At 65.0% G+C, this 25783-nt stretch carries 20 protein-coding genes and 1 pseudogene; 15 read left to right on the top strand and 6 right to left on the bottom strand.

Annotated elements, in window-relative coordinates; translation table 11 throughout:
• Positions 1-185 precede the first annotated feature (185 nt).
• Both parE and parC read left to right on the top strand, forming a co-directional pair.
• Positions 186-2147 carry a DNA topoisomerase IV subunit B gene (parE, locus tag ACV17W_RS05715; protein WP_462595468.1) on the top strand — a complete coding sequence of 654 codons (1962 nt, stop codon included), beginning with the start codon at positions 186-188 and terminating at the stop codon, positions 2145-2147.
• Between the two features lie 42 nt (positions 2148-2189).
• Entirely contained in the window at positions 2190-4505 is a 2316-nt protein-coding gene (gene parC / locus ACV17W_RS05710) for a DNA topoisomerase IV subunit A (RefSeq protein WP_462595467.1), read from the top strand.
• Positions 4506-4684: 179 nt separating this feature from the next.
• Here parC and ACV17W_RS05705 read toward each other — a convergent pair whose 3' ends face one another.
• The 4 genes and pseudogenes from ACV17W_RS05705 to ACV17W_RS05690 form a co-directional block, all read right to left on the bottom strand.
• Positions 4685-7300 carry a TRAP transporter permease gene (locus ACV17W_RS05705; protein ID WP_462595466.1) on the bottom strand — a complete coding sequence of 872 codons (2616 nt, stop codon included), beginning with the start codon at positions 7298-7300 and terminating at the stop codon, positions 4685-4687.
• Positions 7301-7429: 129 nt separating this feature from the next.
• Positions 7430-8434, bottom strand: coding sequence for a TAXI family TRAP transporter solute-binding subunit (locus ACV17W_RS05700; protein ID WP_462595465.1), 1005 nt, complete (start codon positions 8432-8434; stop codon positions 7430-7432).
• A gap of 122 nt (positions 8435-8556) precedes the next feature.
• Positions 8557-9897, bottom strand: a complete 1341-nt coding sequence (locus ACV17W_RS05695; RefSeq protein WP_462595464.1) for an aspartate aminotransferase family protein — start codon at positions 9895-9897, stop codon at positions 8557-8559.
• 65 nt (positions 9898-9962) lie between these two features.
• Positions 9963-10963, bottom strand: a pseudogene (locus tag ACV17W_RS05690) (MurR/RpiR family transcriptional regulator).
• A gap of 243 nt (positions 10964-11206) precedes the next feature.
• On the opposite strand from ACV17W_RS05690, the gene ACV17W_RS05685 reads away from it, so the two are divergent.
• From ACV17W_RS05685 to ACV17W_RS05640, 10 genes are all read left to right on the top strand, one after another.
• A complete protein-coding gene (locus tag ACV17W_RS05685) occupies positions 11207-11752 on the top strand; it encodes a MarR family winged helix-turn-helix transcriptional regulator (protein ID WP_462595463.1) in 546 nt (181 codons plus the stop codon).
• Positions 11749-12309: a diaminobutyrate acetyltransferase gene (gene ectA / locus ACV17W_RS05680; RefSeq protein ID WP_462595462.1), complete on the top strand. Its 561-nt coding sequence runs from the start codon at positions 11749-11751 to the stop codon at positions 12307-12309. Before ACV17W_RS05685 ends, ectA begins: the two co-directional genes overlap by 4 nt.
• A 104-nt stretch (positions 12310-12413) precedes the next feature.
• Positions 12414-13721 carry a diaminobutyrate--2-oxoglutarate transaminase gene (gene ectB / locus ACV17W_RS05675; RefSeq protein WP_462595461.1) on the top strand — a complete coding sequence of 436 codons (1308 nt, stop codon included), beginning with the start codon at positions 12414-12416 and terminating at the stop codon, positions 13719-13721.
• Positions 13718-14122, top strand: a complete 405-nt coding sequence (locus tag ACV17W_RS05670) for an ectoine synthase (RefSeq protein ID WP_462595460.1) — start codon at positions 13718-13720, stop codon at positions 14120-14122. The genes ectB and ACV17W_RS05670 overlap by 4 nt, the downstream gene beginning before the upstream one ends.
• 16 nt (positions 14123-14138) lie before the next feature.
• The gene (thpD, locus tag ACV17W_RS05665) at positions 14139-15062 is read left to right on the top strand and encodes an ectoine hydroxylase (RefSeq protein WP_462595459.1); all 924 of its coding nucleotides are present in this window, start codon (positions 14139-14141) and stop codon (positions 15060-15062) included.
• A 229-nt stretch (positions 15063-15291) separates the two neighbouring features.
• Positions 15292-16320, top strand: coding sequence for a 2-keto-3-deoxygluconate permease (locus ACV17W_RS05660; protein WP_462595458.1), 1029 nt, complete (start codon positions 15292-15294; stop codon positions 16318-16320).
• A gap of 2 nt (positions 16321-16322) precedes the next feature.
• Positions 16323-17537 (top strand): D-threonate kinase, encoded by a 1215-nt coding sequence (gene dtnK / locus ACV17W_RS05655; protein ID WP_462595457.1) that lies wholly within the window; start codon positions 16323-16325, stop codon positions 17535-17537.
• Entirely contained in the window at positions 17534-18589 is a 1056-nt protein-coding gene (gene pdxA / locus ACV17W_RS05650) for a 4-hydroxythreonine-4-phosphate dehydrogenase PdxA (RefSeq protein WP_462595456.1), read from the top strand. The genes dtnK and pdxA overlap by 4 nt, the downstream gene beginning before the upstream one ends.
• Before the next feature lie 4 nt (positions 18590-18593).
• Complete coding sequence (locus ACV17W_RS05645; protein ID WP_462595455.1) at positions 18594-19517, top strand: GntR family transcriptional regulator; 924 nt, start codon at positions 18594-18596, stop codon at positions 19515-19517.
• A gap of 217 nt (positions 19518-19734) precedes the next feature.
• A complete protein-coding gene (locus ACV17W_RS05640; RefSeq protein WP_462595454.1) occupies positions 19735-20607 on the top strand; it encodes an MOSC domain-containing protein in 873 nt (290 codons plus the stop codon).
• A gap of 12 nt (positions 20608-20619) precedes the next feature.
• Here the strand turns inward: ACV17W_RS05640 and sugE are convergent, their stop codons facing one another.
• Positions 20620-20934 (bottom strand): quaternary ammonium compound efflux SMR transporter SugE, encoded by a 315-nt coding sequence (gene sugE, locus ACV17W_RS05635; protein ID WP_462595453.1) that lies wholly within the window; start codon positions 20932-20934, stop codon positions 20620-20622.
• Between the two features lie 210 nt (positions 20935-21144).
• Between sugE and ACV17W_RS05630 the strand changes: the two genes are divergently transcribed.
• From ACV17W_RS05630 to ACV17W_RS05620, 3 genes are all read left to right on the top strand, one after another.
• Positions 21145-22191 (top strand): CDP-6-deoxy-delta-3,4-glucoseen reductase, encoded by a 1047-nt coding sequence (locus ACV17W_RS05630; RefSeq protein WP_462595452.1) that lies wholly within the window; start codon positions 21145-21147, stop codon positions 22189-22191.
• Positions 22192-22368: 177 nt separating this feature from the next.
• The gene (locus ACV17W_RS05625; RefSeq protein WP_462595451.1) at positions 22369-23625 is read left to right on the top strand and encodes a D-amino acid dehydrogenase; all 1257 of its coding nucleotides are present in this window, start codon (positions 22369-22371) and stop codon (positions 23623-23625) included.
• A gap of 3 nt (positions 23626-23628) precedes the next feature.
• Positions 23629-24960: an extracellular solute-binding protein gene (locus tag ACV17W_RS05620; RefSeq protein WP_462595450.1), complete on the top strand. Its 1332-nt coding sequence runs from the start codon at positions 23629-23631 to the stop codon at positions 24958-24960.
• A 113-nt stretch (positions 24961-25073) separates the two neighbouring features.
• On the opposite strand, the gene ACV17W_RS05615 is transcribed toward ACV17W_RS05620, so the two are convergent.
• A complete protein-coding gene (locus tag ACV17W_RS05615; RefSeq protein ID WP_462595449.1) occupies positions 25074-25616 on the bottom strand; it encodes a DUF3455 domain-containing protein in 543 nt (180 codons plus the stop codon).
• Positions 25617-25783 lie beyond the last annotated feature (167 nt).

Raw genomic sequence — 25783 nt, 5'->3', positions numbered from 1 at the left:
TTGTGTAGGATGTGGCGGCGCGGCCTCGGGGACCGCCGGCCGGTTGGGCCGCGGCAGCCCGGCTGCAGACTTCTCATCGTACCGAATTCAGGGCTGGTCAGGTCGTGCGCAACCCACCTCAGGCCGCGCAGAATCTAGACTTGTCCGTAAAATGTCGGTTTTTTTCCACAGATGTTGGGGATAACTTGGCTACACCACGTTACACCGAAGCGTCCATCCGCGTTCTGAAGGGGCTGGAGCCCGTTCGCCAGCGCCCGGGCATGTACACCCGCACCGAAAATCCCTTGCATGTGGTGCAAGAGGTCATCGATAACGCGGCCGACGAGGCATTGGCGGGTTACGGCAAGCAGATCCAGGTCACTTTGCATGCCGATGGCAGCGTGTCCATCGAGGACGACGGCCGCGGCATACCCGTCGGCCTGCACCCCGAAGAAAACGCGCCGGTGGTGGAACTCGTGTTCACGCGGCTGCATGCCGGCGGCAAGTTCGACAAACAGGGCGGCGGCGCGTACGCGTTCTCGGGCGGCCTGCACGGGGTCGGCGTGTCCGTCACCAACGCGCTGGCCAGCCGGCTGGAAGTCGTCGTCTGGCGCGAAGGCGCGACTCACCGCCTGGTGTTCCAGGGCGGCGACGTCGCCGAGCCGCTGGCGCCGTATTCCGAGGCGGGCCGCAAGAAATCGGGCACGCGTGTTCGCGTCTGGCCCGATCCCAAGTATTTCGACAGCCCGCATATCCCGCTGAACGAACTCACTCACTTGCTGCGCAGCAAGGCCGTGCTGCTGCCCGGCGTGAAGGTGACCCTCGTCACCGAAAAGACCGGCGATGTGAAAACCTGGCAATACGCCGACGGCTTGCGGGGCTATCTGGCCGAGTCGCTGGCCGGGGCCGAGCTGATGGTGCCGTTCTTCGAAGGCCAGCAATACGCCGATGCCGACCACGAAACCTTCGCCGATGGCGAGGGCGCCCAATGGGTGGTGGCCTGGACCGAAGACGGCAATGCCGTGCGCGAGTCATACGTGAACCTGATTCCCACCCCGGCGGGCGGCACCCACGAATCGGGCTTGCGCGAAGGCCTTTATGCCGCCGTGAAAGGCTTTGCCGAACTGCACGGCCTGCTGCCCAAGGGTGTCAAGCTGCTGCCCGAAGACGTGTTCGCCCGTGCCAGCTTCGTGTTGTCGGCCAAGGTGCTCGACCCGCAGTTCCAGGGCCAGATCAAAGAGCGGTTGAACAGCCGCGATGCCGTGCGGCTGGTCGGGGGCTTTGCCAAAGGCGCGCTCGACCTGTGGCTGCACAGCAATGTGGAATATGGCAAGAAGCTGGCCGAGCTCGCCATCCGGCAGGCGCAGGCCCGCGCCCGCTCTGCCCAGAAGGTCGAAAAGCGCAAGAGCTCGGGCGTGGCCGTGCTGCCCGGCAAGCTCACCGATTGCGAATCATCCGACGCCAGCCGCACCGAAGTGTTCCTGGTCGAGGGCGATTCGGCCGGGGGATCCGCCAAGATGGGTCGCGACAAGGAATTCCAGGCCATTCTGCCGCTGCGCGGCAAGGTGCTCAATTCCTGGGAAGTCGACCGCGACCGCCTGTTCGCCAACAACGAAATCCATGACATTGCCGTGGCAATCGGTGTCGATCCGCACGGACCCGACGACACGCCCGACCTGTCTGGCCTGCGTTACGGGCGCATCTGCATCCTGTCAGACGCCGATGTCGACGGTTCGCACATCCAGGTATTGCTGCTGACGCTGTTCTACCGCCATTTTCCCCGCCTGGTCGAGGCTGGCCATGTGTACGTGGCCAAGCCGCCGCTGTTCCGCCTTGATGTGCCGGCCCAGGGCAAGCGGCCCGCGCGCAAGATATATTGTCTGGATAGCGGCGAGCTCGAGGCCGCGCAGGACAAGCTGCGCAAAGAAGGCGTGCGCGAAGGTGCCTGGAGCATCAGCCGCTTCAAGGGGCTCGGTGAGATGAATCCCGAGCAGCTGTGGGAAACCACCATGAACCCGGACACGCGCCGGCTGCTGCCGGTAGGGTATGGCAGCCTTACTCCGCAAGACACCACCCGCATGTTCGACATGCTGATGGGCAAGGGCGAGTCGTCGCAACGGCGCGCCTGGATCGAAGAAAAGGGCAACCTGGCCGAGCTCGATATCTGACCGCCACGCCTGTTTACACGCCTTTAGCAAATCCGAAAACCAATGACAGACAGCAATCAACCCGGCCTGTTCGACGCGGCCGCCAGCGAAGCCGATGACGCCATCACGCTGGCCCGGTACGCCGAACAGGCATACCTGGACTATGCCGTTTCCGTCGTGCGGGGCCGCGCCTTGCCCGATGTGGGCGATGGCCAGAAGCCCGTCCAGCGCCGCATTCTCTATGCCATGCAGGACATGGGGCTGGGGCCCGGCGCCAAGCCCGTCAAGTCGGCCCGCGTGGTGGGTGACGTGCTGGGCAAGTACCATCCGCACGGCGACCAGGCCGCGTACGACGCCATGGTGCGCATGGCGCAGGATTTCTCGTTGCGCTACCCGCTGATCGACGGGCACGGAAACTTCGGCTCGCGCGATGGCGACAACGCAGCGGCCATGCGCTACACCGAGGCTAGGCTGACGCCGTTTTCCCGCCTGCTGCTCGACGAACTCGACGAAGGCACGGTCGATTTCGCGCCCAACTATGACGGCAGCCAGCAGGAACCGCAGATGCTGCCCGCGCGGCTGCCGGTGATGCTGCTCAACGGGGCTTCGGGCATTGCCGTCGGCATGGCCACCGAGATTCCGTCGCACAACTTGCGCGAGGTGGCGCAGGCCTGCGTGGCGCTCATCAAACAGCCCAAGCTGACCGACGAAGAGCTGTACGGCATGGTGCCCGGTCCCGACTTCGCGGGCGGGGGCCAGATCATCACCCCGGCAGCCGATATATCCAATATTTATGCCAGCGGCCGCGGTTCGCTGAAGGCGCGGGCCCGCTGGCGGTTCGAGGAAATGGCGCGTGGGCAGTGGCAGCTCGTGGTGTATGAACTGCCACCCGGCACCTCGGGGCAGAAGGTGCTGGAAGAAATCGAGGAAATCACCAACCCCAAGGTGAAGGCGGGCAAGAAAAGCCTCACCGCAGACCAGCAGCAGGCCAAGGCCGTCATGCTGAATCTGCTCGATGCCGTGCGCGACGAATCGGGCAAGGACGCCGCCGTGCGGCTCGTGTTCGAACCCAAGACCTCGCGCGTCGACCGCGACGAGTTCGTCAACACGCTGCTGGCGCAAACCAGCATGGAAAGCAGCGTTCCCATCAACCTGGTGTGCATCGGCACGGATGGTCGACCGCGGCAGAAGGGCTTGCGCGGCATCCTCACCGAGTGGATTGCATTCCGCACCGACACCGTGGTGCGTCGTACCAGGCACCGCCTGGATAAGGTCGTCGACCGCATCCATGTGCTGGAAGGGCGCATGGTGGTGTACCTGAATGTCGACGAGGTCATCCAGACCATACGCGAGTCCGACGAGCCCAAGACAGCGCTGATGCAGCGGTTTTCGCTTTCCGAGCGCCAGGCCGAAGACATACTCGAAATGCGGCTGCGGCAATTGGCGCGCCTGGAAGGCTTCAAGATCGAGCAGGAACTGGCCGACAAACGTGCCGAACAGGGCCGCCTGCAGGACCTGCTCGACAATCCCGCCTCGCTGAAGCGACTGCTGATCAAGGAAATCGAAGCCGATGCGAAGCAGTATGGCGACGATCGGCGCACCCTGATCGAAACGGCCGAACGCGCGGTGCTGGAGACCAAGGTGGTCGACGAGCCCGTCACTGTCATCGTGTCTCAGAAGGGCTGGCTGAGGGCGCGTCAGGGCCATGGCCACGATGCATCGCAGTTCGGGTTCAAGCAGGGCGATGCGCTTTATGGCGCTTTCGAATGCCGTACCACCGATACCCTGATTGCCATCGGCGACAACGGGCGCGTGTACTCGGTGCCCGTGGCGGGCCTGCCGTCGGCGCGTGGCGACGGCCAGCCGGTGACTTCCATGATCGACCTGGGACCAGGCACTCGCATCGTGCACAGCGTGGTGGCGGGAGCAGACAGCCGCTGGCTGCTGGCCACGCAGCGCGGCTTCGGTTTCGCGGTTCGGCACGGTGACATGATGTCGCGGCAACGTGCCGGCAAGCAGTTCATCACGCTCGAAGCAGGCGACGCGCTGTTGCGTCCGGTGCCGCTGTTCGAAGGCGCGCTGCAGCTGGCGCTGCTGTCGGCCAAGGGCAAATTCCTGGTGTTCGGGCTGGACGAGGTCAAGGTGCTGTCAGGGGGCGGCCGCGGGACCATCCTGATGGGGCTGGACGGTGCCGACAAACTGGCTCAGACCGTCCCGCTGGGCGCCGCAGGCCTGCGAGCCACGGGCATCTACCGCAACAAGCTTACCGAAGACGTCCTGGCTGGCGCCGCGCTGGAACCGTACGTGGGCAAGCGTGCGCGCAAAGGCCGCGCGCTCGACGTGAGGCCCAAGCAACCGGTGCTGTCGCCGGTGTTGTAGCGTTCGGCCCGGATCCAGGCGGTCAGGAAGTGCCGCGCGGCCGGGCCGGCGCGCACAGCGATTGCACGTGGCAATAGAAAAGGGGCCTGAAATCCGGCTGGATTTCAGGCCCCTTGATGATCCGGCCCGGCTGAGCCGGGGCGCGCCGGCGGCGGCGCCCCGGCCGCCGGCATGCCGGATCAGGCTGCCGCCAGGCCCGCGTTCTGCCGCTTTTCGCGGCGGCCCTGCATGGCCCAGACCAAAAACAGCAGTCCCAGCGCGGGCACGTATACCCAGAACTCCGACAGGCGGTGCGGATTAGGCGTCTTGACGCTGACCACATCCCATCCTTGTTCCCAGCCCGCGCGGCGCGCGCGGCTGCCAAACTGCACGGCGCCGATCTGCACCTGGTCGCCCAGGGCGGTGACCATCAGGCCTGCCTCGCTCAGGCGCTTGCGCCCTGCGGCCACGCCGGTGCTGGTATCGCCTTCAGGCAATGCGGGCAAGGCCACGGCCACGGTCTTGGTCAGCTCGTCCCCTTCGATGTTCATGCCCTGGAGCACTGCCACGAGGCGCCCACCGTCGGGCATATCGGCGGCGATGGCGGCCATTTCGGCGGGGGGCCGGTCGACATACTTGTCTGCCAGGTGGTTCATGAACCAGTCCGGACGGAACAGCATGAACGTGACGAGCAGCAGGACGCAGATCTCGAACACGGTGCAGCGCACCCGCATCCAGCCCAGGGTGGCCGCCGCGAAAGTGAGAGAAGCCAGCGTGGCCCCCACTACGACCAGCACCAGTTCGGCCCAGCCGTGCACGTCGATCAACAGCAGCAGCGGATTGAACACGAACATGAACGGCAGCACTGCGGTACGCATTGCGTAGGTCACGCCCTGGACGCCGGTCTTGATGGGATCCTCGCCCGAAATCGCGGCCGCGGCGAAAGTCGCCAGGCCCACCGGTGGGGTGATGTCGGCCATGATGCCGTAATAGAACACGAACATGTGCACGGCAATCAGCGGTATCACCAGTCCGTTCTGCGCACCGAGCTCCACGACCACAGGCGCCATCAGGGTCGCCATCAGGATGTAGTTGGCTGTGGTCGGCATGCCCAGCCCCAGCACCAGGCAGACCGCGGCGGTGAAGATCAGCATCAACAGCACGTTGCCCATCGAGACCAGCTCGACGAACGCCGTCATGCGCAGGCCCAGGCCGGTAAGCGTGATAGCGCCGACGATCAGGCCGGCGGTGCCGCACGCGATGGCGATGCCTATCATGTTGCGGGCGCCGTCTTCCAGGCCGCTTATGGCGTCGCGCCAGCCGCGTCGCGCTTCCGGGGCAACCTGCTGGCCGCGGAACCAGGCGATGATGGGGCGCTGCGTGACCATCTGCAACAGCATCGCGATCGCCGCCCAGAATGCTGACAGCCCGGCCGACAGTTCCTCGATACTCAGGCACCAGACCAGAATGCCGATGGGTATGAGGAAGTGCAGGCCCGCGCGTACGGTTGGCCAGGGCTCGGGCCGAACCGGGTTGGTGATGCTGATGTCTTCGGGCAGATCCGGGTGGCGGGCGGCAATGCGCAGCAGCCAGATATCCAGCGCCACCAGCATGGCCAGCAGTATCCACAGTGCGGCGTCGCCTGCGACGGCCTTGACCCCCATGCCGATCCAGTAGATCAGGCCCATGACGATCAATGTACCGCTGATGCCCATGCCCCAGCCGGCAAGTTTCTGCAGCGGCGTGCGCGGCTTGCCGCCTCCCATCATGGGTTGTATGCCCAGTTTCAGCGCCTCTAGGTGCACGATATAGAAAAGGGCGATATATGAAATGGAAGCCGGCAGGATGGCGTGTCGGATGACGTCGGTATAGGGAATTCCCACGTACTCGATCATGAGGAACGCCGCGGCGCCCATGACGGGCGGCATGATCTGTCCATTGACGGACGACGCCGTTTCGATGGCACCGGCCTTGATACCGCCGTACCCGGCCTTTTTCATGAGCGGTATGGTGAAAATCCCGCCGGTGACCACGTTGGCGACCGACGAGGCCGAAACGAGGCCGTTCACGGCAGAGGAGACGACCGCCACCTTGGCCGGACCGCCGCGCAGATGGCCCAGCAGCGCGAACGAGACCTGCATCATGTAGTTGCCGGCGCCGCACTTGTCGAGCAGCGAGCCCAATAGCACGAAGATGAAGATGTACGACACGGACACGCCCAGCGCCACGCCGTACACGCCTTCGGTGGTCAGCCACATGTGCGAGGCAAGGCGCTCGATGGAGGCACCTCGGTGGGCCAGGACGTCGGGCAGCCAGGGGCCGGCCAGCACATACAGCACGAACACCGCGCCCAGCACCGTCATGGGCAGGCCCAGCGAGCGACGCGTGACTTCCAGCAGCAGCACCAGGCCAATGGCCGCCGTGGTCACGTCCATGGTGGTGGGCTGGCCCGGCCGGCCGGCCAGCTCTTTGTAGAACAGGAACAGGTAGGCGCCGCAGAAGGCCGCAATGAAGGCCAGCACCCAGTCGTGCAGCGGCATGCGGTCGCGGGGCGAACTCTTGCGGGCGGGGTAGGCGAGGTAGCCCAGGAACATTGCGATGCCCAGGTGCAATGCGCGCGCCTCGGTGTCATTGAAAATGCCCCAGCTCAGGGCAAAGGGCAAGGGCGAGGCATACCAGAGCTGGAACAGCGACCATAGCAAGGCGCCGATGGCAAGGGTGGCGCCGGCGATGCCGCCGCATTGGCGTCCGCCGCGGTCGACATCGGCGACTAACTGTTCCAGATCGGCTGTCGTGGTGGACGGCTCGGTCTTCATTGATTTCCCCAGGATGTTCGGGTGGCCAGCCGGCACTGCCGCGATGGTGTACGGACAGTGCCCTGGCGTTATGGTGAAAGCTGACTGGCCGCGCCGCCGAGGCGCGGTCGGGCCAGTCGGGACACGCGCTTACAGCAGGCCTTTCTCTTTGAAATACTTTTCGGCGCCCGGATGCAGCGGGGCCGACAGGCCGTTCTTGGTCATGTCTTCGGCTTTCAGGTGAGCGAAGGCCGGGTGCAGCTTCTTGAAGTCTTCGAGGTTGTCGAACACGGCCTTGACCACGGTGTAGACCGTTTCATCAGGCACGTCAGACGAGGTGACGAAGGTGGCTGTCACGCCGTACGTCTTGGTGTCGTTGGGGTTGTTGGGATACAGGCCGCCGGGGATGGTGGCATGGGCGTAGTACGGGTACTTCTCGACGAGCTTGTCGACCGCGGGGCCCGTTACCGACACCAGCTGTGCGCCGCAGGTCGTGGTGGGGTCCTGGATGTTGGCCGACGGGTGGCCTACGCCGTAGAAGAAGCCATCGATCTTGCCGTCGCACAACGCCGAACCGTGTTCATCGGGCCGCAATTCCGATGCCAGCGAGAAATCTTTCAGGGTCCAGCCCATCGTGGCCAGCAGTTCTTCCATCGAGGCTCGCGTACCGGAGCCGGGGTTGCCGACGTTGAAGCGCTTGCCCTTCAGGTCTTCGAACGATTTGACGTTGGCTTCCTTGCGCGCCACCACCGTGAACGGCTCCGGGTGGATGGAGAACACCGAACGCAGCTTCTTGAACTCGCCCGCGTCCTTGAACTGGCCTTCGCCGTTATAGGCGTTGAAGCCGACGTCCGATTGCACGACGCCCAGGTCCAGTTCGCCGGCCTTGATGGTGTTCACGTTGAATACCGAGCCCCCGGTGGATTCCACGGAGCAGCGGATGCCGTGCGACGAACGGTCTTTGTTGACGAGGCGGCAGATCGCGCCGCCAGCGGCATAGTAAACGCCGGTGACGCCACCCGTGCCGATACTGACGAACTTCTGTTGTGCCGAAGCAGGCAGCGGCGCGGCAAAAGCCATCGCCACCGCCGCGCATGCAGCGGCCAGCCCCCACCCCTTTTTATTGCCCAAGGTGTGTTTGACAGACTTGCTCATACAAACTCCTTTTGAGGATTTTCCCCGTAAGAATACCGGTGATTCCGGCGATTTGGCGCGCCCGGGGATCGGGCGCGCGGCGTAGCGGCACCGGGATTATGCCCCGGGCGCGTAATGAAAACCTAAGCCTGCGACTGGGCGATGGCGGCATCGATCGCGCCGGCCAGCCGCTCTGCCAGCTGGTCCAGTTCGTCGTCCGAGATGATGAAAGGCGGTGCGAGCAGGACGTGGTCGCCGCGTTGGCCGTCGATGGTGCCGCCCATCGGATACACCATCAGGCCGCGGCCCATGGCTTCGCGCTTGATGCGTGCGTGCAAGTTCATTTTGGGGTCGAATGGCTGCTTGGTCGCGCGATCGGCCACCAGTTCCACACCCATGAACAGGCCGCGGCCGCGAATGTCGCCCACGTGAGGGTGTTCGGCAAGGGCCGCCTGCAGCCGCTGGCGCAGGCTGATGCCCTGGTCGCGCACGCGCTGCAGCAGGCCGTCGCGCTGTATCACCGTTTGCACGGCCAGCGCCGCGGCGCAGGCCGTGGCGTGCCCCAGATAGGTGTGGCCGTGCTGGAAAAAACCGGTGCCGGCGCTCATCGCAGCGACGATTTTTTCTTGTGCCATGACGGCCCCGATAGGCTGGAAGCCGCCGCCCAGCCCCTTGGCGATTGTGATGAGGTCGGGCACCACCTGTTCCTGCTCCACGGCGTACAAAGTGCCGGTACGGCCCATGCCGCACATGACCTCATCGGCGATCAGCAAAACGCCGTAGCGGTCGCACACCTCGCGAATGCGGCGGAAGTAGCCGGGTACGGGTGTCAGAGCGCCGGATGTGGCGCCCACCACGGGTTCGGCGACGAAGGCCATCACGCTGTCTGCACCCAGGCGTTCAATGGTGTCTTCCAGTTCGCGCGCCAGGCGCTCGCCATAGGCCTCGGGCGTTTCGTCATCGCGGCGGTCGCGATATTCATAGCAGGGCGAGACGTGGGTCACATCGATGAGCAGCGGCTTGAACTGCGCGCGGCGCCATTCGTTGCCCCCGACGGCCAGCGCGCCCAGCGTGTTGCCATGGTAGCTCTGGCGGCGGGCAATGATGTGGCGGCGCTGCGGTTGTCCGATCTCGACAAAATACTGTCGCGCCATTTTCAATGCGGCCTCGACCGCTTCCGACCCGCCGGACACGAAGTATGCATGGCTGGTGCCGGCCGGCGCGTTCGTCACGAGATGGTCGGCCAGCTGCTCGGCCACTTCCGTGGTGAAAAAGCTGGTGTGCGCATACGCCAGCTTGTCGATCTGCGCGTGCATGGCAGCCTGCACATCGGGATGGTTGTGGCCCAGGCAGGATACGGCGGCGCCGCCGGATCCATCGAGATACGCGCGGCCGGCGCTGTCGTACAGCCAGGCGCCCTGGCCGCGCACTGCCACAGCGGGGGTGGCGCGCAATGAACGGTGGAAGACGTGGGTAGTGCTCATGTCGGGTTACCAGAGGAAATGGCAAATAAAGGGCGCCGCGTGATGCGTCCGGCAAGACGCGGCAGTCAGGGGCTCTGCTGGCTGGCCTGGGTAGGCCAGAAAACCTTGTCGGCCTGCATGCGGTCTTCGATTTCGCTCAGACGGTTGAGCACTTCGATACCGCCCCGTGCGGTCAGGCGCGCAATGAGGTGCTCGGCCAGTCCCAGCAGGCCGGCCGTCGTGTGGAAGAACGATCCGGGGCCCCGCTGCATGGGCTGGTGGCGCACGCCTTCGCGGTCGGGCCGCTCGAACAGCAGCACGTGGCGCGCGTCCACGGCCAGAGGGGACAGCGCGTCGTCGGTCAGGGCAATGACCGCCACGCCCTGGTGCGCAGCCTGCCTTGCCAGCCGTACCGTGGCTGCGGGGTAGGGGGACTGGGAAATCGCGATCAGGGCATCGGGATCGCGCAGGTTGTCGACAGTCTCGGCCTCGAGCCCGCCCAACCCGTCGATCAGCACGCTGTTGCGCCTGACCAATTGGTACGCGTAGTGCATCTGGAAGGCGATGCCGAATGCGGATCGCGTGCCCAGGAAACCCACCTGGCGTGCGCCCAGCAGCGTTTTCACGGTGGCATCGAAGGCGGCGGAACTGTTCAGCGTGCAGACCGAGTGAATGGCACGGGATTGCAGGTCGGTCAGGGCGTCGTGCCCGTCCGGGCCGGATCCTTCCTGTGATGCCTGCAGCTCCGCTGCTCGCTCCCGCAAGCTGGCTGGGCGCTCTCCCGTGAGCGCCTTCTGGAAGGGCGCCCGAAAGTCTTCGTAGCGCTCATAACCGGCGGCGCGGGCCAGTCGCAGCATCGTGGCGGGCGCAACGCCCAACGCCTGCGCCTGGCGTCGCATCGACCAGAGCCCGACTTCCGCTGGATGGTCCGTAACCCAATGCGCGGCCCGCTGCAATTCAGGTGGCAGATTTTCCAGCAGACTTTGCAGGCGCTGCAATACCAGCAGAGGAGGCGAGGGCAACACGCGAAATGGGACGGAAGGGCCACAAAAAACACATGATAAATAAATCGTTCAGAAAAAAACATATGTTTCGGGATCTCCCCGGGTATACCCCGATGCGGGTCGCAGGCAGCCTGCCGCGCAACCTCCGGGCCGAAGAATTTCCCGGATAAATCTCAACGCGCAGATATTTTTCGTTAACTTCAGCAAATGTGAACGCATTTATTCACATTTTATTGGCTGGGCTGGTTGACCTCACGGGCCTCAGCGGATATTATCTGGGTAGAATCATTTGAGTAGAAATTAATCCTACTGAACTATTTTCAGTCATGAACAACCAGCCAGTTTCCGATCCGTCCCAGCAGTACGACCTGCGCATCCTGCGTGCCCTGCGCCGCATCACGCGCTCGATCGCGCTGCATTCGCGTCAGCTCGCCGCCGTCAGCCACATCACGGCGCCGCAGCTGATGTGCCTGCGTACGGTGATTGCCAATGGCCCGCTGACCGCCACGGCGATCAGCAGAGAAATCCACGTCAGCCCCAGTACGGTGGTGGGTATCCTCGACCGCCTGGAAGATAAGGGCCTGGTGCGCCGCGAGCGCGGTCGCGAAGATCGCCGCATCGTTTTCGTCACGGCAACCGATGCGGGCCGCCAATTGGCGATCGACTCGCCTTCGCCTTTGCAGAAGCATCTGGCCGACGCGCTGAACGCGTTGCCAGAGCTCGAGCAGGCCACGATCACTCTGTCGCTCGAACGCATCGTCGACCTGATGGAACAGGAAGGCCACGCGGCGGAGCCGAATGGCGACGTGGCATCGCCCATTCTTGAAGTGCCCACCGGCGGGGCGCCACCTGAATCGGGACTGGTCGTATGAGAAAACCCGAATTGCAATCCACACAACTTTCGTCGGCCGCCCAACCGGGCGCCGCCGACGCCCGGCTGCAGTTGCGCGCTCCGCGCCGCAGCGACGGGGCGGCGTTACACCGTCTGGTGTCCGAATGCCCGCCGCTCGACGTCAACTCTTTGTATGCCTATCTGCTGCTGTGCGAGCACTTCCCCGCCACCTGCGTGGTGGCCGAAAGCGCCGGCGGCCGCATCGATGGGTTCATTTCCGCTTATGTGCCTCCCAACCGTCCCGACGTGATTTTCGTCTGGCAGGTTGCGGTGCATTCCCGCGCGCGCGGCCAACGATTGGGCCGCGTCATGCTGCGCGAACTCTTGCAGCGTCCAGAGCTCGAGCATGTTCGTCATCTCGAAACCACGGTGGGGCCTGATAACCAGGCTTCGCGCCGCATGTTCGCCGGCCTTGCCAGCGAACTGGGGGCGCACATATCCGAACAGCCGTTCTTTGACCGGCAGCTGTTCGGCGGGGCCGACCACGATGACGAGATGTTGTTGAAGATAGGACCGTTCTCGCTGCCTTCCCGCTAGGGAGGGCGCCAGGGCGAGCCTATCGAATCGCGGCGCTCGGTTGCCCGGCCATGGCTGGTGGTGACCGATGTGCCTGTCAATTCATGAAATGAAGGGAGGATCCTATGGACTTGAAAATCTTTGACCGGATGGAGTCGGAGGTACGTGGCTACATCCGGTCGTTTCCGGTGATATTCAAGCAGGCTCGGGGCTCTGTCCTGATAGACGAAGAAGGCGGCGAATATATCGACTTCTTCAGCGGCGCCGGTACTCTCAATTACGGACACAACAACCCGGTATTCAAGGAAAAATTGCTTGAGTATCTGGAAGCCGACGGTGTGGTGCATGGCCTGGACATGGCCACCAGCGCCAAGAAGCAATTTCTCGAAACCGTCGATCGCGTGCTGCTCAAGCCGCGCAATTGGCAGTACACCTTGCAGTTCACCGGTCCGACCGGCACGAACGCGGTCGAAGCCGCGCTGAAGATCGCGCGCCAGGTAAAGGGCCGCCCCAACATCATTTCGTTCACCCACGGCTTCCACGGGGTCAGCGGCGGGTCGCTCGCTGCGACGGCCAATATGAAGTTCCGCGATGCGGCCGGCTATGCGCTGGGCAACACGACCTTCATGCCGTATGACGGCTACTTCGGCCCCGACGTCGACACTATCGCCTACCTCGAGCGCATGCTCGACGACCCGAGCAGCGGCATGGACAAGCCCGCCGGCGTGATCGTTGAAACGGTTCAGGGCGAGGGCGGCGTCAACGTGGCCACGCTGCGCTGGCTGAAAGAGCTCGAAAAATTGTGCCGCCGCCACGACATGCTGCTGATCGTCGACGACATACAGGTCGGTTGCGGCCGCACCGGCAGCTTCTTCAGCTTCGAGTCGGCGGGTATCCGTCCGGACATCATCACGCTGTCGAAGTCGCTTTCCGGCTTCGGGCTGCCCATGTCGCTGGTGCTGATGAAACCGGAGCTCGATATCTGGAAGCCGGGCGCGCATAGCGGCACGTTCCGCGGCAACAACCTGGCGTTCGTCACCGCGACCCAGGCGTTGGATACGTATTGGTCCAGCGATGCCTTCTCGAATGAGGTGCAGCGTAAAGAGCGCCTGGTGCGCGATTGGCTGGAGAACCTGGCGCACAGCTATCCCAACGCCGGGTTGGCCGTACGCGGCCGCGGGCTGATTCAGGGGCTGGTCGCCACCGCCGAGCCGGCACTGGCCAACCGAATCGCGCAGCAGGCGTTCAGCCGCGGGGTCGTCATCGAGACCTCCGGCGCGCATGACGAAGTGCTGAAGGTACTGCCGGCCCTCACTATCGAAGACGAGCTGCTTCGCCGCGGCCTGGAAGCGATCGAGGCCTCGGTGGCCGACGCACTTGGAGAAACGGGCCGGTCTGCCCGAGTACTGAATTTCGGAGGAAAACGTCGATGATCGTACGCAATGTGAAAGATGTGATCGGGACTCAGGACGAAGTCCGCACCGACACCTGGGTCAGCCGCCGCGTGCTGCTGAAAAAGGACGGCATGGGGTTTTCGTTTCACGAGACCACCATTTTTCCCGGCGGACGTACCCACATCCACTACAAGAACCATCTTGAAGCGGTGTGGTGCATCGAGGGCGACGGGTCGATTGAAACGGTTGCCGACGGCAAGACCTACGAGCTCGGTCCGGGCGTGGTCTACGCCCTGAACGAACATGACGAACATTGGCTGTGCGGCGGCAAAGAGCCGCTGCGCGTCATTTGCGTATTCAATCCGCCGCTGACCGGCCAGGAAGTGCACGACGCGGAAGGCGTCTACGCCTTGCCCGCCGAAGCCGAAGCGGCCGCATGAAACTAGGAGGCTGATTATGATCTCACCTGCGCAGGATCCGTACGCCTCGCGTACGGATCGCAGTTCCGCCATCATTGCGCGCCAGGACCCGGTGGTCTATGGCGAGGGCAAGTACGCCGACGCCCTGTCGGCCGAACAGGTCCAGAGCTACGATCAGGATGGATTCCTGTTGCTGGAAAATGTGTTTTCCCAGAACGAAATCCAGGCGCTCATCAACGAAGTCGAGCGCATGACCCGCGATCCGGCCATCGTGCGCCGTGAAGAGGCGATCACCGAGCCGGGCAGCAATGCCGTGCGCTCGATCTTCATGGTGCACGTGCTGAACCCGATGCTGGCCCGCCTGACTCGCGATCCGCGGCTGGCCAACGTAGCGCGCCAGCTCTTGGGCTCCGAAGTATACATTCACCAGTCGCGTGCCAACCTGAAACCCGGTTTCAAGGGCAAGGAGTTCTACTGGCACTCGGACTTTGAGACCTGGCACGTCGAAGACGGCATGCCGTCGATGCGTGCGCTGAGCTGCTCGGTGCTGCTTACCGATAACAACGAGTGCAACGGCCCGCTGATGCTGGTGCCCGGCTCGCAGCGGCATTTCATTTCCTGCGTGGGTGAAACGCCGCGCGATCACTATAAGCAGTCGCTGAAGAAGCAGGAATATGGGGTGCCGGATCCCGTCAGCCTGCAACTGCTGGTCGAGCAGGGCGGCATCCGCACGATGACGGCCAAGGCCGGTTCCGTGGTGTTCTTCGACTGCAACACCATGCACGGTTCGAACAGCAATATCTCGCCGTGGCCGCGCTCCAACGTGTTCATGGTCTACAACAGCATGGAGAACACCTTGAACCCGCCCAAGTACGGGCTGGCCCCGCGCCCCGAGCACATCGCGACGCGCAAGGCCTTCAAGGCAGTCACTCCGCTCGACAAGCTCAAGCTCGTCGACTGAGCGCGACCCTGGCGCATTTCGAGCCCCGTGGATGGCGATCCACGGGGCTTTTTCATTGAAGGGCCCGACGCTTGCGTCTGCGCGCATAGGGGATGCAGCCGATGCAATCCTGGTTGTCAGCTGTACGTACAGCCTGTACGTATCGTTGTACACTAGCCATTTTCGCGCCGGCGATGCCGGCTTACCCGGGCCGCAGGCCCCTCTGACAAAAAGGTACTGGAGACATTCCATGAACTCCGAAGTTTCCCGCTTCCCCATGTTCTCGGCCATGATGAAGGTGCCGGGCGGGCTGATGCTGCTGCCGCTCATTCTCGGCTCCATCATCGGCACTTTCGCCCCCGACGCACTGGCCGTGGGCGGCTTCACGACGGCGCTGTTCAAGAACAGCGCGCTGCCGTTGATCGCGCTGCTGATCTTTGCGACCGGCACGCAGGTGAACATGCGTACCGGCGGACCCATCCTCGCCACCGCAGGCACCATCCTGCTGACCAAGACCCTGATTCCTGCCACACTGATCGTGCTGCTGGGCAGCTACGTCGGCCTTGACGGCGTGCTGGGCGTGTCGATCCTGGCCATGCTGGCGGCATTCGACAACAGCAATGGCGGCCTCTGGCTGGCCTATACCGGTCAGTACGGCGACAGCCGCGATCGCGGTGCGTACGTGGCCAGTGCGGTGAACGACGGACCTTTCTTCAGCTTGCTGTTCCTGGGAGCTTCGGGTTTGGCGGATATTCCCGTCACGGCGCTGGTCGCGGCGCTGGTGCCGTTCCTGCTGGGCGTGCTCGTCGGCAATCTGGATGTGCAATGGCGCAACGTGCTCAAGCCGGTTCCCAACATCGTGATCCCGTTCTTCGCGTTTGCACTGGGCACGGGGATCAATCTGAGCGCCGTGGTTTCGGGCGGCTTGACGGGCCTGGTGCTGGGCCTGTTGATCAGCCCGATCACCGGCTTCCTGGTTTACCTGGGCTATCGCTATATTCTGCGCCGCGGCGGCAAGAGCGGCATCGGCTTCGCCGCGGGCACCACGGCGGGCAACGCCATTGCCACGCCCGCCGTCGTCGCGGCGGCCGATCCGACGCTGCTTCCCTACGTCAGCACGGCTACCGCGCAAGTGGCGGCCTGCGTACTGATCAGCTCGATCATGGCCCCGTTGCTGGCTTCATATTTCCTCAAGCGCGCGGGCGAGCTCAAGCCCGCCGATGACGTGGCGGTCGCCCTCAATGATCCGGGGCAGCCGATCCCGGACGCCAGGGTGTAAGCGTGGCGCCCTTCATCGCCATCGTTGCAGACGACCTGACGGGTTCGGGCGACACCGCCGTACAGTTCGTGCGTGCAGGGTGGCCCACCCAGTTATCGGTCGGGCGGGCCAGCCAGGCGCTGGCCGACCCCGCCGCCAGCCGCGCCGAAGTCGTTGCAGTCACGACGCACAGCCGCCCCCTGCCTGGCCCCCAGGCCGCCGCGGTGGTACGGGAGGATGTCGCGGCCTTGCGCGCCGCGGGGGTGCAGCGCCTGTACAAGAAGGTCGATTCCACATTGCGCGGGGCGTTCCGAGCAGAAATCGACGCGGCGCGTCAGGCCTGGCGCGACGACGCTATCGCAGTGGTGTGCCCGGCATTCCCCGCCACGGGGCGCACGGTTCGTGAGGGCCTGCTCTGCGTGGATGGCCGGCCGGTGACTGAAACGTCTGCGGCAACCGATCCCGTCACGCCCGTGACGCAAAGCCACATCCCCACGCTGCTGGGCGGCGCACAGCTCGGCATGCAAGAAGGCGAGACGCCCCGTGAACTGGCTGACCGCATCCTCGCCGCCGGCGAGGTGGTGGTGGTCGACGCTGAAAATTCGGCCGACATCGATCTGCTGGCCCAAGCCATCGTGCTGCTGGGCGAACGCGCCCTGCCGGTCGGATCGGGCGGGCTGGCGATACCCCTTGCCCGGCTTTGGGCAGGCGCGGAATCCAAAGGCGCGGTCATTGTCGTGGTGACCTCGCAGCATAGCGCCGCGCGCCGCCAGGCGCAGGCCTTGCAGGCAGCCGGCGCGCGCACGTGGTCGCCCACGCTGGCCCAACTGGCAGACCCGCAGGCATGGCTCGACTGGTCTGGGCAAGTGCGCCAGGCCACCGCAGCGCTTGCAGATCCGGTCACAGTGCTGTTGCTGGCCCCTGAAGGCCGGCGGGACGACCTCGATTCCGACGCGGTCGCAGCGCGCCTGGGAGAACTGGCCGGTCAGTTGATCCAGGGGGGCCAGGCCTGCGGCGTGGTGGCCACCGGTGGCGACGGTGCCAGCGCCGTATTGGCCGCCCTGCGAGCCGGCGGCATTGCGCTGGTCGACGAAGTAACGGGCGGCGTGCCGCTGGGCACGCTGACCGGCGGTCCTGCGGCGGGCTTGCCTATCGTGACCAAGGCCGGTGGCTTTGGCTCTGACGACGTATTGATCCGGGCCGCCCGCGCGGTCCGCGAACGGAGATTTCCAGCATGACACAAGACGCAACGCCCACCCGGATTCCCACCTTGGCGGTCACCCTCGGTGACGTCGCTGGCATCGGGCCGGAAATCACAGCCAAGATGCTGATGGGTCACGACGACCTCCGGCAGCGCGCGCGCCTGGTGGTGGTAGGGGACGCGGGGGCGCTGCGCAAGGCCGCGCAGGCGCTGGGCGCCGATGCCTCCATCGTGCGCGTGGTCGACGGACCGGAGCAGGTGCAGAACACGCCGGGTCTCATCGAGGTCATACAGGCCGGCCCGGCGCTGGACCATGTGCCGCCGGGCGAACTCAGCGCCGATGCCGGAGACGGATCCGTGCGATTCGTCACCACGGCATGCGCGCTGGCTCGGGCCGGTCGCATCGACGGTATCGTCACCGCTCCGCTGAACAAGGCGGCGATGCATATGGCGGGCCACAAATGGCCCGGCCATACCGAATTGCTGGCCCACGAATTCGGCGTCAAGACCTTCTCGCTGGTGCTGTCGGCAGGCGACTTGTACATTTTCCATGCCACCACCCATGTGTCGCTGCGGCAGGCCATCGAGGACGTCAACCCACAGCGCATGCGCGCGGTGCTGCGCCTGGCGGGCTCGTTTGCGCATGCGCTGGGGCGTGGCGACGAACCGGTCGCGGTTGCGGGCCTGAATCCGCACGCGGGCGAAAACGGCATCTTCGGCACTGAAGACGCCGAGATCCTGGCCCCGGCCGTGGCAGAAGCCAACGCCGCGGGCATCCGCGCGGCCGGCCCCATCCCCGCCGACGCGCTGTTTCCTCAAGCCGTGCGCGGCAAATGGAAGTTCGTCATCGCCTGCTATCACGACCAGGGACACGCGCCATTCAAGGCCGTTTACGGCGACGATGGCGTGAACATTACCGTGGGCCTGCCCGTGGTGCGGGTTTCGGTGGACCATGGCACCGCGTTCGACATCGCCGGCAAGGGCGTCGCGCGCGAAGAAAGCCTGGTATTGGCCGCCGAGCGCGCTGCCCATCTGGCGCCGGGGTGGTCGCATGTATGGGAAACTGCGCGGTCTACCACCGGAGGCTGATTCCATGGCGTTTGGCGCCGAACCCGACGCGCCGCTGGATCGTTCCAGCGGATTGCCGTTGCATGCGCAGGTCGCGCAGGCGTTGCGCCGCGATATCCGCGAGCTGCAATGGGCGCCAGGCACCATTCTGCCGAGCGAGGCCGTGCTGTGCCGGCAGTTCGGCGTGGCCCGCAGCGTCGTCAGGCAGGCCTTGGCCGCCCTGGTCGCCGAAGGCCTCATACGTCGTGATCCGGGGAGGGCGCCCACCGTGGCGCCGGCCCGGGAACATCATCGGATGGTGCAGCGATCCACCGGCTTGTTCGAGCAGTTTGCGCATTCGGGCACCGCGCTGCTGACCACGGTGCGCCAGTTCGGCCCGGCAGCGCCTCCGCCGGAAGTCGCCGCGTTCTTCGATTCGACGGACACCCTGTTGCTGGAACGCCTGCGCAGGGTCGATGACGAACCACTGGCTTTCGTGCGCACCTGGCTGCCGCGTGCGCGCCTGCCGGGGCTGGCCGCCGAGCATCTTCAAGACGCATCGCTGCATCGCACGCTGGCGCTGCGCTTCGGCCTGCAGCCCGGGCGTGGCCGCAATCGCATCCGGGCCGTGGGCGCCGATGCCACCCTCGCGGCCGAATTGCAGGTCCCGGCGGGCAGCCCGTTGCTGATGCTGGAAGGGCAGGGCTACGACCAGCATGGCCAGGCGCTCGAATGGTTCACCACCTGGCATCGCGCCGAAAAGCTGGTGTTCGACGTAGACGTCACGCCGGCTGGCGAACAGATTCACGCGGCGTTGCCTGGCGGGCCTGGAATCGGCGCGCCGCCGGAGCGCGCCACGCCCTCGGCGCAGTCCGACAGCCCTCGGGGCACGCTGGAATCGCTCGAGGCGAGCTTGCGCGACGCGTTGGATGCCGTGCGCCGCCTGCGCCGCGACGCCGACCCCGTGTAGACCGGCGCGCAGCCGCGACCGAGCTTACGCCAGCCTTGCGGGCGGCCCGCGCCGCCGGTGTCCCGACTTTTCCGGCGCGTTGCGCCGGAGCGGCCCGCTACCCGGCGGGCGCCGGCGAACCGGAGGGTGCGCAGCCCGCATTGGCCGGAACCTCGCCGAAGGGCGCCGACCACGGTGCTATGCTTGGCGGCCCAGTATTCTCCGTGCCCCCGCCGCCATGACCGCCCGCATCGCCAGCCTGCACATCTATCCCATCAAGTCCTGCGCCGCCATTGATCTTGCGGAGTCGACCGTCGACCGTGCTGGCCTGACAGGCGACCGCCGGTGGATGATCCTGACCGGGCAGGGCCACTTCATGACGCAGCGCCAGTGGCCCGCCATGGCTTTGATACGTCCGGCGATCACCGCCGACGCCCTGGAACTGCGCGCGCCCGACATGCCGGTGCTGCGTATCCCGCTCGACGGATCGCAACTGGCGGCCGACACGCGTCTCGTAAGAGTCTGGAACGATACGGTGCCGGCACGGCAGGAAAGCGCGCAGGCCGCCGAATGGATCAGCCAGGTACTGGGTCAGCCGTGCGTGCTGGTAAAGATCGATCAGCAGGCGCAGCGGCCGGCGCAGGCCGAATGGGTCGAGCGGTGGCGAGAAGCCCATCCCGACCTGGCCGGCGCATTCGCGGGCGACCATACTTTCGGATTCGCCGACGGATTTCCGCTGTTGATCGCGAACCAGTCATCGCTGGACGAGCTCAACCAGCGTCTGGTGGCGCAAGGCGCGACGCCCGTGCCCATGAACCGATTCCGTCCCAATATCGTCATCGACGGCGAGTGGGAGGCCTACGACGAAGACCACACCGCCCTGGTGTCGACCTCAACGGTCGGCATGGCCCTGGTCAAGCCCTGCACGCGCTGTCCCATGCCCAATATCGACCAGCAGACGGCCCAGCGGTACGACGAGCCGGGCCGCACGCTGGCCACGTATCGGAAGCTGGACCTCGGGGTCGTGTTCGGCGCCAATGCCATCGTCAGTGCGGCGGACGGAGCGCGCCTTCGCGTAGGCGACCCGGTGGAGATCGAACTCGCCTTCTGAATGCGAACGCCGTCAGGTCGACAGCTTCAGGCCGATCAGGCCGGCGGCGATCAGCAGGACGCTCGCCACGCGCATGGGGCTCAAGGCTTCGCCAAACAGCACGATGCCGGCCACGAAGGCGCCCAGGGCGCCTATGCCGACCCAGACGGCGTATGCCGTGCCCAGGGGCAGGCTTTTCATGGCGATGGCCAGCAGCCAGAAGCTGATCAGCATGCCCGTGAGGGTGATGACGGATGGAAGCAGGCGCGTGAATCCGTGGGTGTACTTCAGGCCCACGGCCCACACCACTTCGAACAGCCCCGCCAGTACGAGAATTATCCAGGTCATGAAACGCCCCATTCAGATGGTGCCGGCATGCATGCCGGCCAAGGGGCCGTCCCCGGAAATAATGCAACTGGCACAGGGCCGGTCGCCGCGCCGGGCCGTCCCGGAACGCTAAAGATTATAGAATACCAAATTGACCGCCGGTTGCCGCCAGGCGCGCTTGCGTCTCTGGCAACGCCGGGCGCCGCGCATCGTTTCCTTTAGATGGTACCCATGAGTTTCCAGGTCACCGTACAACCCAGCCAGCATCAGTTCCCCGTCGAGCCCGGGCAGACGGTACTCGACGCCGCGCTGGCCGCCGGCATCGTGCTGCCGTACAGCTGTCGCAACGGCGCTTGTTCCACCTGCAAAGGCAAAGTCGTCTCCGGCCAGGCCGAAGCTGGCGAGTATCCGGCGCAGATCCTGTCGCCCGAAGAGCTGGCGCAGGGCTATACCCTGTTCTGCCAGGCGCGACCGCAGTCCGATCTGGTCATCGAGTCCACCGAAGTGCGCCTGGCCAGCGATATCCAGATCCGCAAGCTGCCTGCCCGCGTGCAAGCCATGGAACTGGTTGCGCCCGACGTGACGGTACTGCGGCTGCAATTGCCGGCCGCTGATCCGTTCCGCTATTACGCCGGGCAGTACATCGAAGTCATCCTGAAAGACGGCAAGCGTCGCAGCTATTCCATGGCCTGCCCGCCTCACGCAGGCAGTCCGCTCGAACTGCATGTGCGGCACATGCCGGGTGGCGTCTTCACCGACCATGTTTTCGGTGCGGGCCAGACGCAGATGAAGGTGCGCGAGATCCTGCGGCTCGAAGGGCCCTTCGGGTCGTTTTTCCTGCGTGAAGACAGCACCAAGCCCATCATCCTGCTGGCGAGCGGCACCGGATTCGCGCCAGTCAAGGCCATCGTGGAGCACATGGCGCACCATGCCATCCGCCGGCCCGTTTTCCTGTACTGGGGCGGCCGCCGCCCGCGTGATCTCTACATGAACGACCTGGCGCAATCTTGGGCGCAGGCCCTGCCCGATTTCCAGTACATTCCTGTGGTATCCGACGGACTGCCCGAAGACGGCTGGAGCGGGCGCACCGGCTATGTTCACGCCGCCGTTCTGCAAGACCACCCGGACCTGTCCGGCTACCAGGTATACGCATGCGGCGCCCCGCCCATGGTCGATGCCGCGCGGCGCGAGTTCACGGTCCAGTGCGGCCTGCCGCCAGAGGAGTTCTACGCCGATGCGTTCACTTCCGTGGCCGACCTGGCCTGTGCCGGCTCCTGAAGCGGGCGCCAGCCAGCCGGAAATGACCCAGGGCGTGTCGATGCAGCCGCTGGTTTTACGTTGTAGGCGGGGGCCCGTTCGCGCAGTACACTGCCGCACCGGCATTCCTATCGGATCGAGCCGTGGCGGCAGGGGGATGGTCCCGCTGCGGCCGCCGGCGCAAGGAGCAAGGCGCGCATGAAAGTAGCGGTATTGGGTAGCGGCATCATCGGCATTTCCAGCGCCTGGTGGCTGCGCCAGGCGGGTCACGACGTCGTCGTCATCGATCGCCGCAGCGGCCCCGCCCAGGAAACCAGCCTGGCCAATGGGGGCCAGATCTCCGTTTCATACGCTGAACCCTGGGCCAACCCGCAGGCGCCGCTGAAACTGCTGAAATGGATATTCCAGGACGACGCGCCGCTGTTGTTCCGGCCGCAGCTCGACTGGCGGCAATGGATGTGGGGGCTGGCCTTCCTGCGCGAATGCCTGCCCGGCCGCCTGGCCCCGAATATCCGCGCCATGGTGCGGCTGGCCGAATACAGCCGTGCCACCCTGCAATCCATGCGCGGCGAACTGAACATCCCCTACGATCACCTCGAGCGCGGCATTCTCAATTTCTATCGCGATCCCCACGAGTTCGAGACCTCGCAGAAGGCCGCCGGCCTGATGCGCGATTTCGGCGTTGAGCGTCGTGTCGTCACGACTGATGAAGTCGTGGCCATCGAGCCCGCCCTCGCTCCGCACCGGGCCACCATTGTGGGGGGCGACTACACGCCCGACGACGAAAGCGGCGACGTCCACCTGTTCACCGCTGCCTTGGCGCAGCGATGCGAAGCCGCCGGGGTTGAATTCCACTATGGCACAAGCGCCACGCGCCTGCGGAGCGAAGGCGGACAGGTTCAGGCCATCGAAGTCATCCGGCCCGACGGCAGTTATGGGCGCATCACGGCGGACGCCTACGTCGTTGCGCTGGGCAGCTTCAGTCCCCGCCTCGTGCGGCCCCTGGGGGTGCCCTGCAATGTCTATCCCGCCAAGGGATATTCCGCCACCTTCGAGATCCGAGATGCCGCGCGCGCGCCGTCGGTCAGCCTGACCGACAGCAGCCACAAGGTGGTGTTCACCAGGCTGGGCAACCGGCTGCGCATGGCCGGAACGGCCGAACTCGCAGGCTATACGCGAGATCTGAATACCCGGCGCTGCCTCGCCATGACGCACCTGGCGCAAGAGCTGTTCCCCGATGCTCTCGATTTCGAAAGCGTCAGCTACTGGTCGGGCTTGCGTCCGTCCACCCCTTCGAACGTGCCTCTCATTGGTCGCACCCGCATCCCCAACCTGTATTTGAATACGGGGCACGGCACGCTGGGCTGGACCATGGGAGCGGGTTCGGGCCGGGCTTTGGCCGATCTGCTCAGCGGACGCACGCCGGAGCCCGAATTTCCCTTTCTTGGTTTGTGACCTATGAAGACACTGCAAATGGCGGGCCTTGCCCGCGCACTGGTGGCCAGCCGGCGTACCTGGGTTTTCGGCGCGGCCATGGCCGTCGCGGGCGCCGCTCATGGCGCCAACGTTGAAATCCAGGTATGGCACACGCTTTCGGGCCCCAACAAGGCCGAATTCGAAAAGCTCGCCAAGAAATACAACAAAGAACAGAAAGAAGTCGAGGTTTCGCTGCGCGATTTCTCGAACGAGCAGGCACTGCAGAAGGCTGCCGCCGAAGCCCTGAAAAAGAAGAAGGGCCCCAACCTGATCCAGCTGGCCGACAACCGCTCGCCCGAGGCGGTGTCCGAGCACAAGTCCATCCTTCCGTTGTACCAGTTGCTGGCCAAGTACCCCATCAAGGACCTGAACTGGTTCCTGCCTGCCACGTCCAGCTTCACGCGCGACGCCAAGGGCCGGATCCTGGCGTTCCCCTGGATGGCGGAAGTGCCGATCATGTACTACAACCTGTCGTACTACAAAAAGGCCGGACTCGATCCCAAGCAGCCGCCGCGCACCTGGGCCGACCTGCAGGCTGATCTGCTCAAGCTGCGTGACGTCGCCAATATCGAATGCCCCTATGCGTCGAGCGACCAGGTCAAGATCCACATCGAAAACCTGGCGCCGGTGAACAAGCAGCTGTTCACAAGCAACGACAACGGCCTGGCGAACGCCAAGGCGGCGCCCACCTTCCGCTTTGACACGCTGTACATGCGCCATATTTCAATGATGGTCAGCTGGAAGCGTTCGTTGCTGTTCATGGCGCACTCCGACAGCGATCAAAGTGACCAGCTGTTCGCCAAGGGCCAGTGTGCGGTGCTCACATCCGGATCGGGTGCGGCAGGGCTGTTCATGAACACGCGCTCGCTGTCATTCGGCGTGGCACCTTTGCCGTATTACGACCAGGCCACCAAAGAGGCCGGCAGCCCCTTCGTCAGCGGTTCGGCGCTGTGGGCGATCAACGGCCACACCCAGGCCCAGGAAAAGGCCACCGCACAATTCCTGGCCTGGCTCGCCAAGCCCGTCAACGCCGCGGAATGGCATCAGCGTACTGGCTACCTGCCGCTCACCGACGCAGCCTTCCGCGCCGCCGATGTGTCGTTCTACAGCAAGGTGCCCGGCGCGCAGGCCATCGTGCAATCCATGGCGGGCAAGGCTCCGGCCACCAGCCGCGGATTCCGCATGGCCAACTACGATCGCGTGCAGCTCGTGCTGAACCAGGAACTGAACGAAGCGCTCGACGGCAAGACGCCACCCGTGGCCGCCTTGAACCGCGCCGCCGACCAGGCTCGCAAGCTGGTGCAGCAGCGCTAGCGGTTACTTGCCCTGGCGGCGCGCCGCCAGGGCAAGCGCTCGACGTTTCGCGCAACGGCCGAGCCTTCCTACCCCAGCCGCCGCCAGATTCGCCGATCGCGCGCCCGATGGGCTCAGTTCGGTTTCCAGAAAACGTAAACGGCCTGGAACGGAACTTCCACTTGTTGTCCCGCCCCGGCGGCGTCACAAGCGGCCTGGGGCAGGCCACCGCCCGATTTCACCAGCCGCTGGATATAGGTCACTCCCGACAGAACACCGGCTGTACCGGCCGGATTCGCCATGACCAGTTGGTCGTGCATGCCGCCTGTGTCAGGCTTCACCCGTACGACTTCCATGCCCGTCAGGAATGAGCCGTCGGCGGCGCGCCAGGTTTCGGGCGGGCTGGAGTAGTTGCCGCGCTGGTTGTCGCCCGACAGGGTCGCCTGGGCGCGTTGGATCGACCAGGCGGCTTGTGGCGGGATAGCCGACGATTGCCGGCATACGTACGTGGCCGTGCCCTCGGCCGAAGCGCGCCAGGCGACGTAGTTCCCGGCAGGAACTTGCATGATCACGGGTACGTCCTGGCCGGAGGCCACTGCGCCGGTTGCAATGGTGGCCAGGCCCGCGGCCGCAATAGTCAGGCGTGCCAGATGCGAACGCTGCGTACGGGTTTTCATAAAAGCTCCTGTTTGCCCTGAGTGCATGTCGATGATTAGGGTGTCAATTCTATAGGCAGCGGGCGCTGTGGGGGGGCGGCCGCCCGATCAGGCGTCAATGCGCGGGCCTGGAAAGCCGGAATGAACGATTATCTCCGTCCGTATATGTCGGTCTAGATGCGCGGTCG

This window comes from Bordetella sp. MIP270_01_BMS, assembly GCF_054958705.1.
This window is presented reverse-complemented; position numbering and strand designations above follow the sequence as displayed.

Bases quoted from the DNA above. Each gene is read 5' to 3' on its own strand.
- parC (WP_462595467.1), top strand. From the start codon at position 2,190: ATGACAGACAGCAATCAACCCGGCCTGTTCGACGCGGCCGCCAGCGAA.
- ACV17W_RS05705 (WP_462595466.1), bottom strand. From the start codon at position 7,300: ATGAAGACCGAGCCGTCCACCACGACAGCCGATCTGGAACAGTTAGTC.
- ACV17W_RS05700 (WP_462595465.1), bottom strand. From the start codon at position 8,434: ATGAGCAAGTCTGTCAAACACACCTTGGGCAATAAAAAGGGGTGGGGG.
- ACV17W_RS05695 (WP_462595464.1), bottom strand. From the start codon at position 9,897: ATGAGCACTACCCACGTCTTCCACCGTTCATTGCGCGCCACCCCCGCT.
- ACV17W_RS05685 (WP_462595463.1), top strand. From the start codon at position 11,207: ATGAACAACCAGCCAGTTTCCGATCCGTCCCAGCAGTACGACCTGCGC.
- ectA (WP_462595462.1), top strand. From the start codon at position 11,749: ATGAGAAAACCCGAATTGCAATCCACACAACTTTCGTCGGCCGCCCAA.
- ectB (WP_462595461.1), top strand. From the start codon at position 12,414: ATGGACTTGAAAATCTTTGACCGGATGGAGTCGGAGGTACGTGGCTAC.
- ACV17W_RS05670 (WP_462595460.1), top strand. From the start codon at position 13,718: ATGATCGTACGCAATGTGAAAGATGTGATCGGGACTCAGGACGAAGTC.
- thpD (WP_462595459.1), top strand. From the start codon at position 14,139: ATGATCTCACCTGCGCAGGATCCGTACGCCTCGCGTACGGATCGCAGT.
- ACV17W_RS05660 (WP_462595458.1), top strand. From the start codon at position 15,292: ATGAACTCCGAAGTTTCCCGCTTCCCCATGTTCTCGGCCATGATGAAG.
- pdxA (WP_462595456.1), top strand. From the start codon at position 17,534: ATGACACAAGACGCAACGCCCACCCGGATTCCCACCTTGGCGGTCACC.
- ACV17W_RS05645 (WP_462595455.1), top strand. From the start codon at position 18,594: ATGGCGTTTGGCGCCGAACCCGACGCGCCGCTGGATCGTTCCAGCGGA.
- ACV17W_RS05640 (WP_462595454.1), top strand. From the start codon at position 19,735: ATGACCGCCCGCATCGCCAGCCTGCACATCTATCCCATCAAGTCCTGC.
- sugE (WP_462595453.1), bottom strand. From the start codon at position 20,934: ATGACCTGGATAATTCTCGTACTGGCGGGGCTGTTCGAAGTGGTGTGG.
- ACV17W_RS05630 (WP_462595452.1), top strand. From the start codon at position 21,145: ATGAGTTTCCAGGTCACCGTACAACCCAGCCAGCATCAGTTCCCCGTC.
- ACV17W_RS05625 (WP_462595451.1), top strand. From the start codon at position 22,369: ATGAAAGTAGCGGTATTGGGTAGCGGCATCATCGGCATTTCCAGCGCC.
- ACV17W_RS05620 (WP_462595450.1), top strand. From the start codon at position 23,629: ATGAAGACACTGCAAATGGCGGGCCTTGCCCGCGCACTGGTGGCCAGC.
- ACV17W_RS05615 (WP_462595449.1), bottom strand. From the start codon at position 25,616: ATGAAAACCCGTACGCAGCGTTCGCATCTGGCACGCCTGACTATTGCG.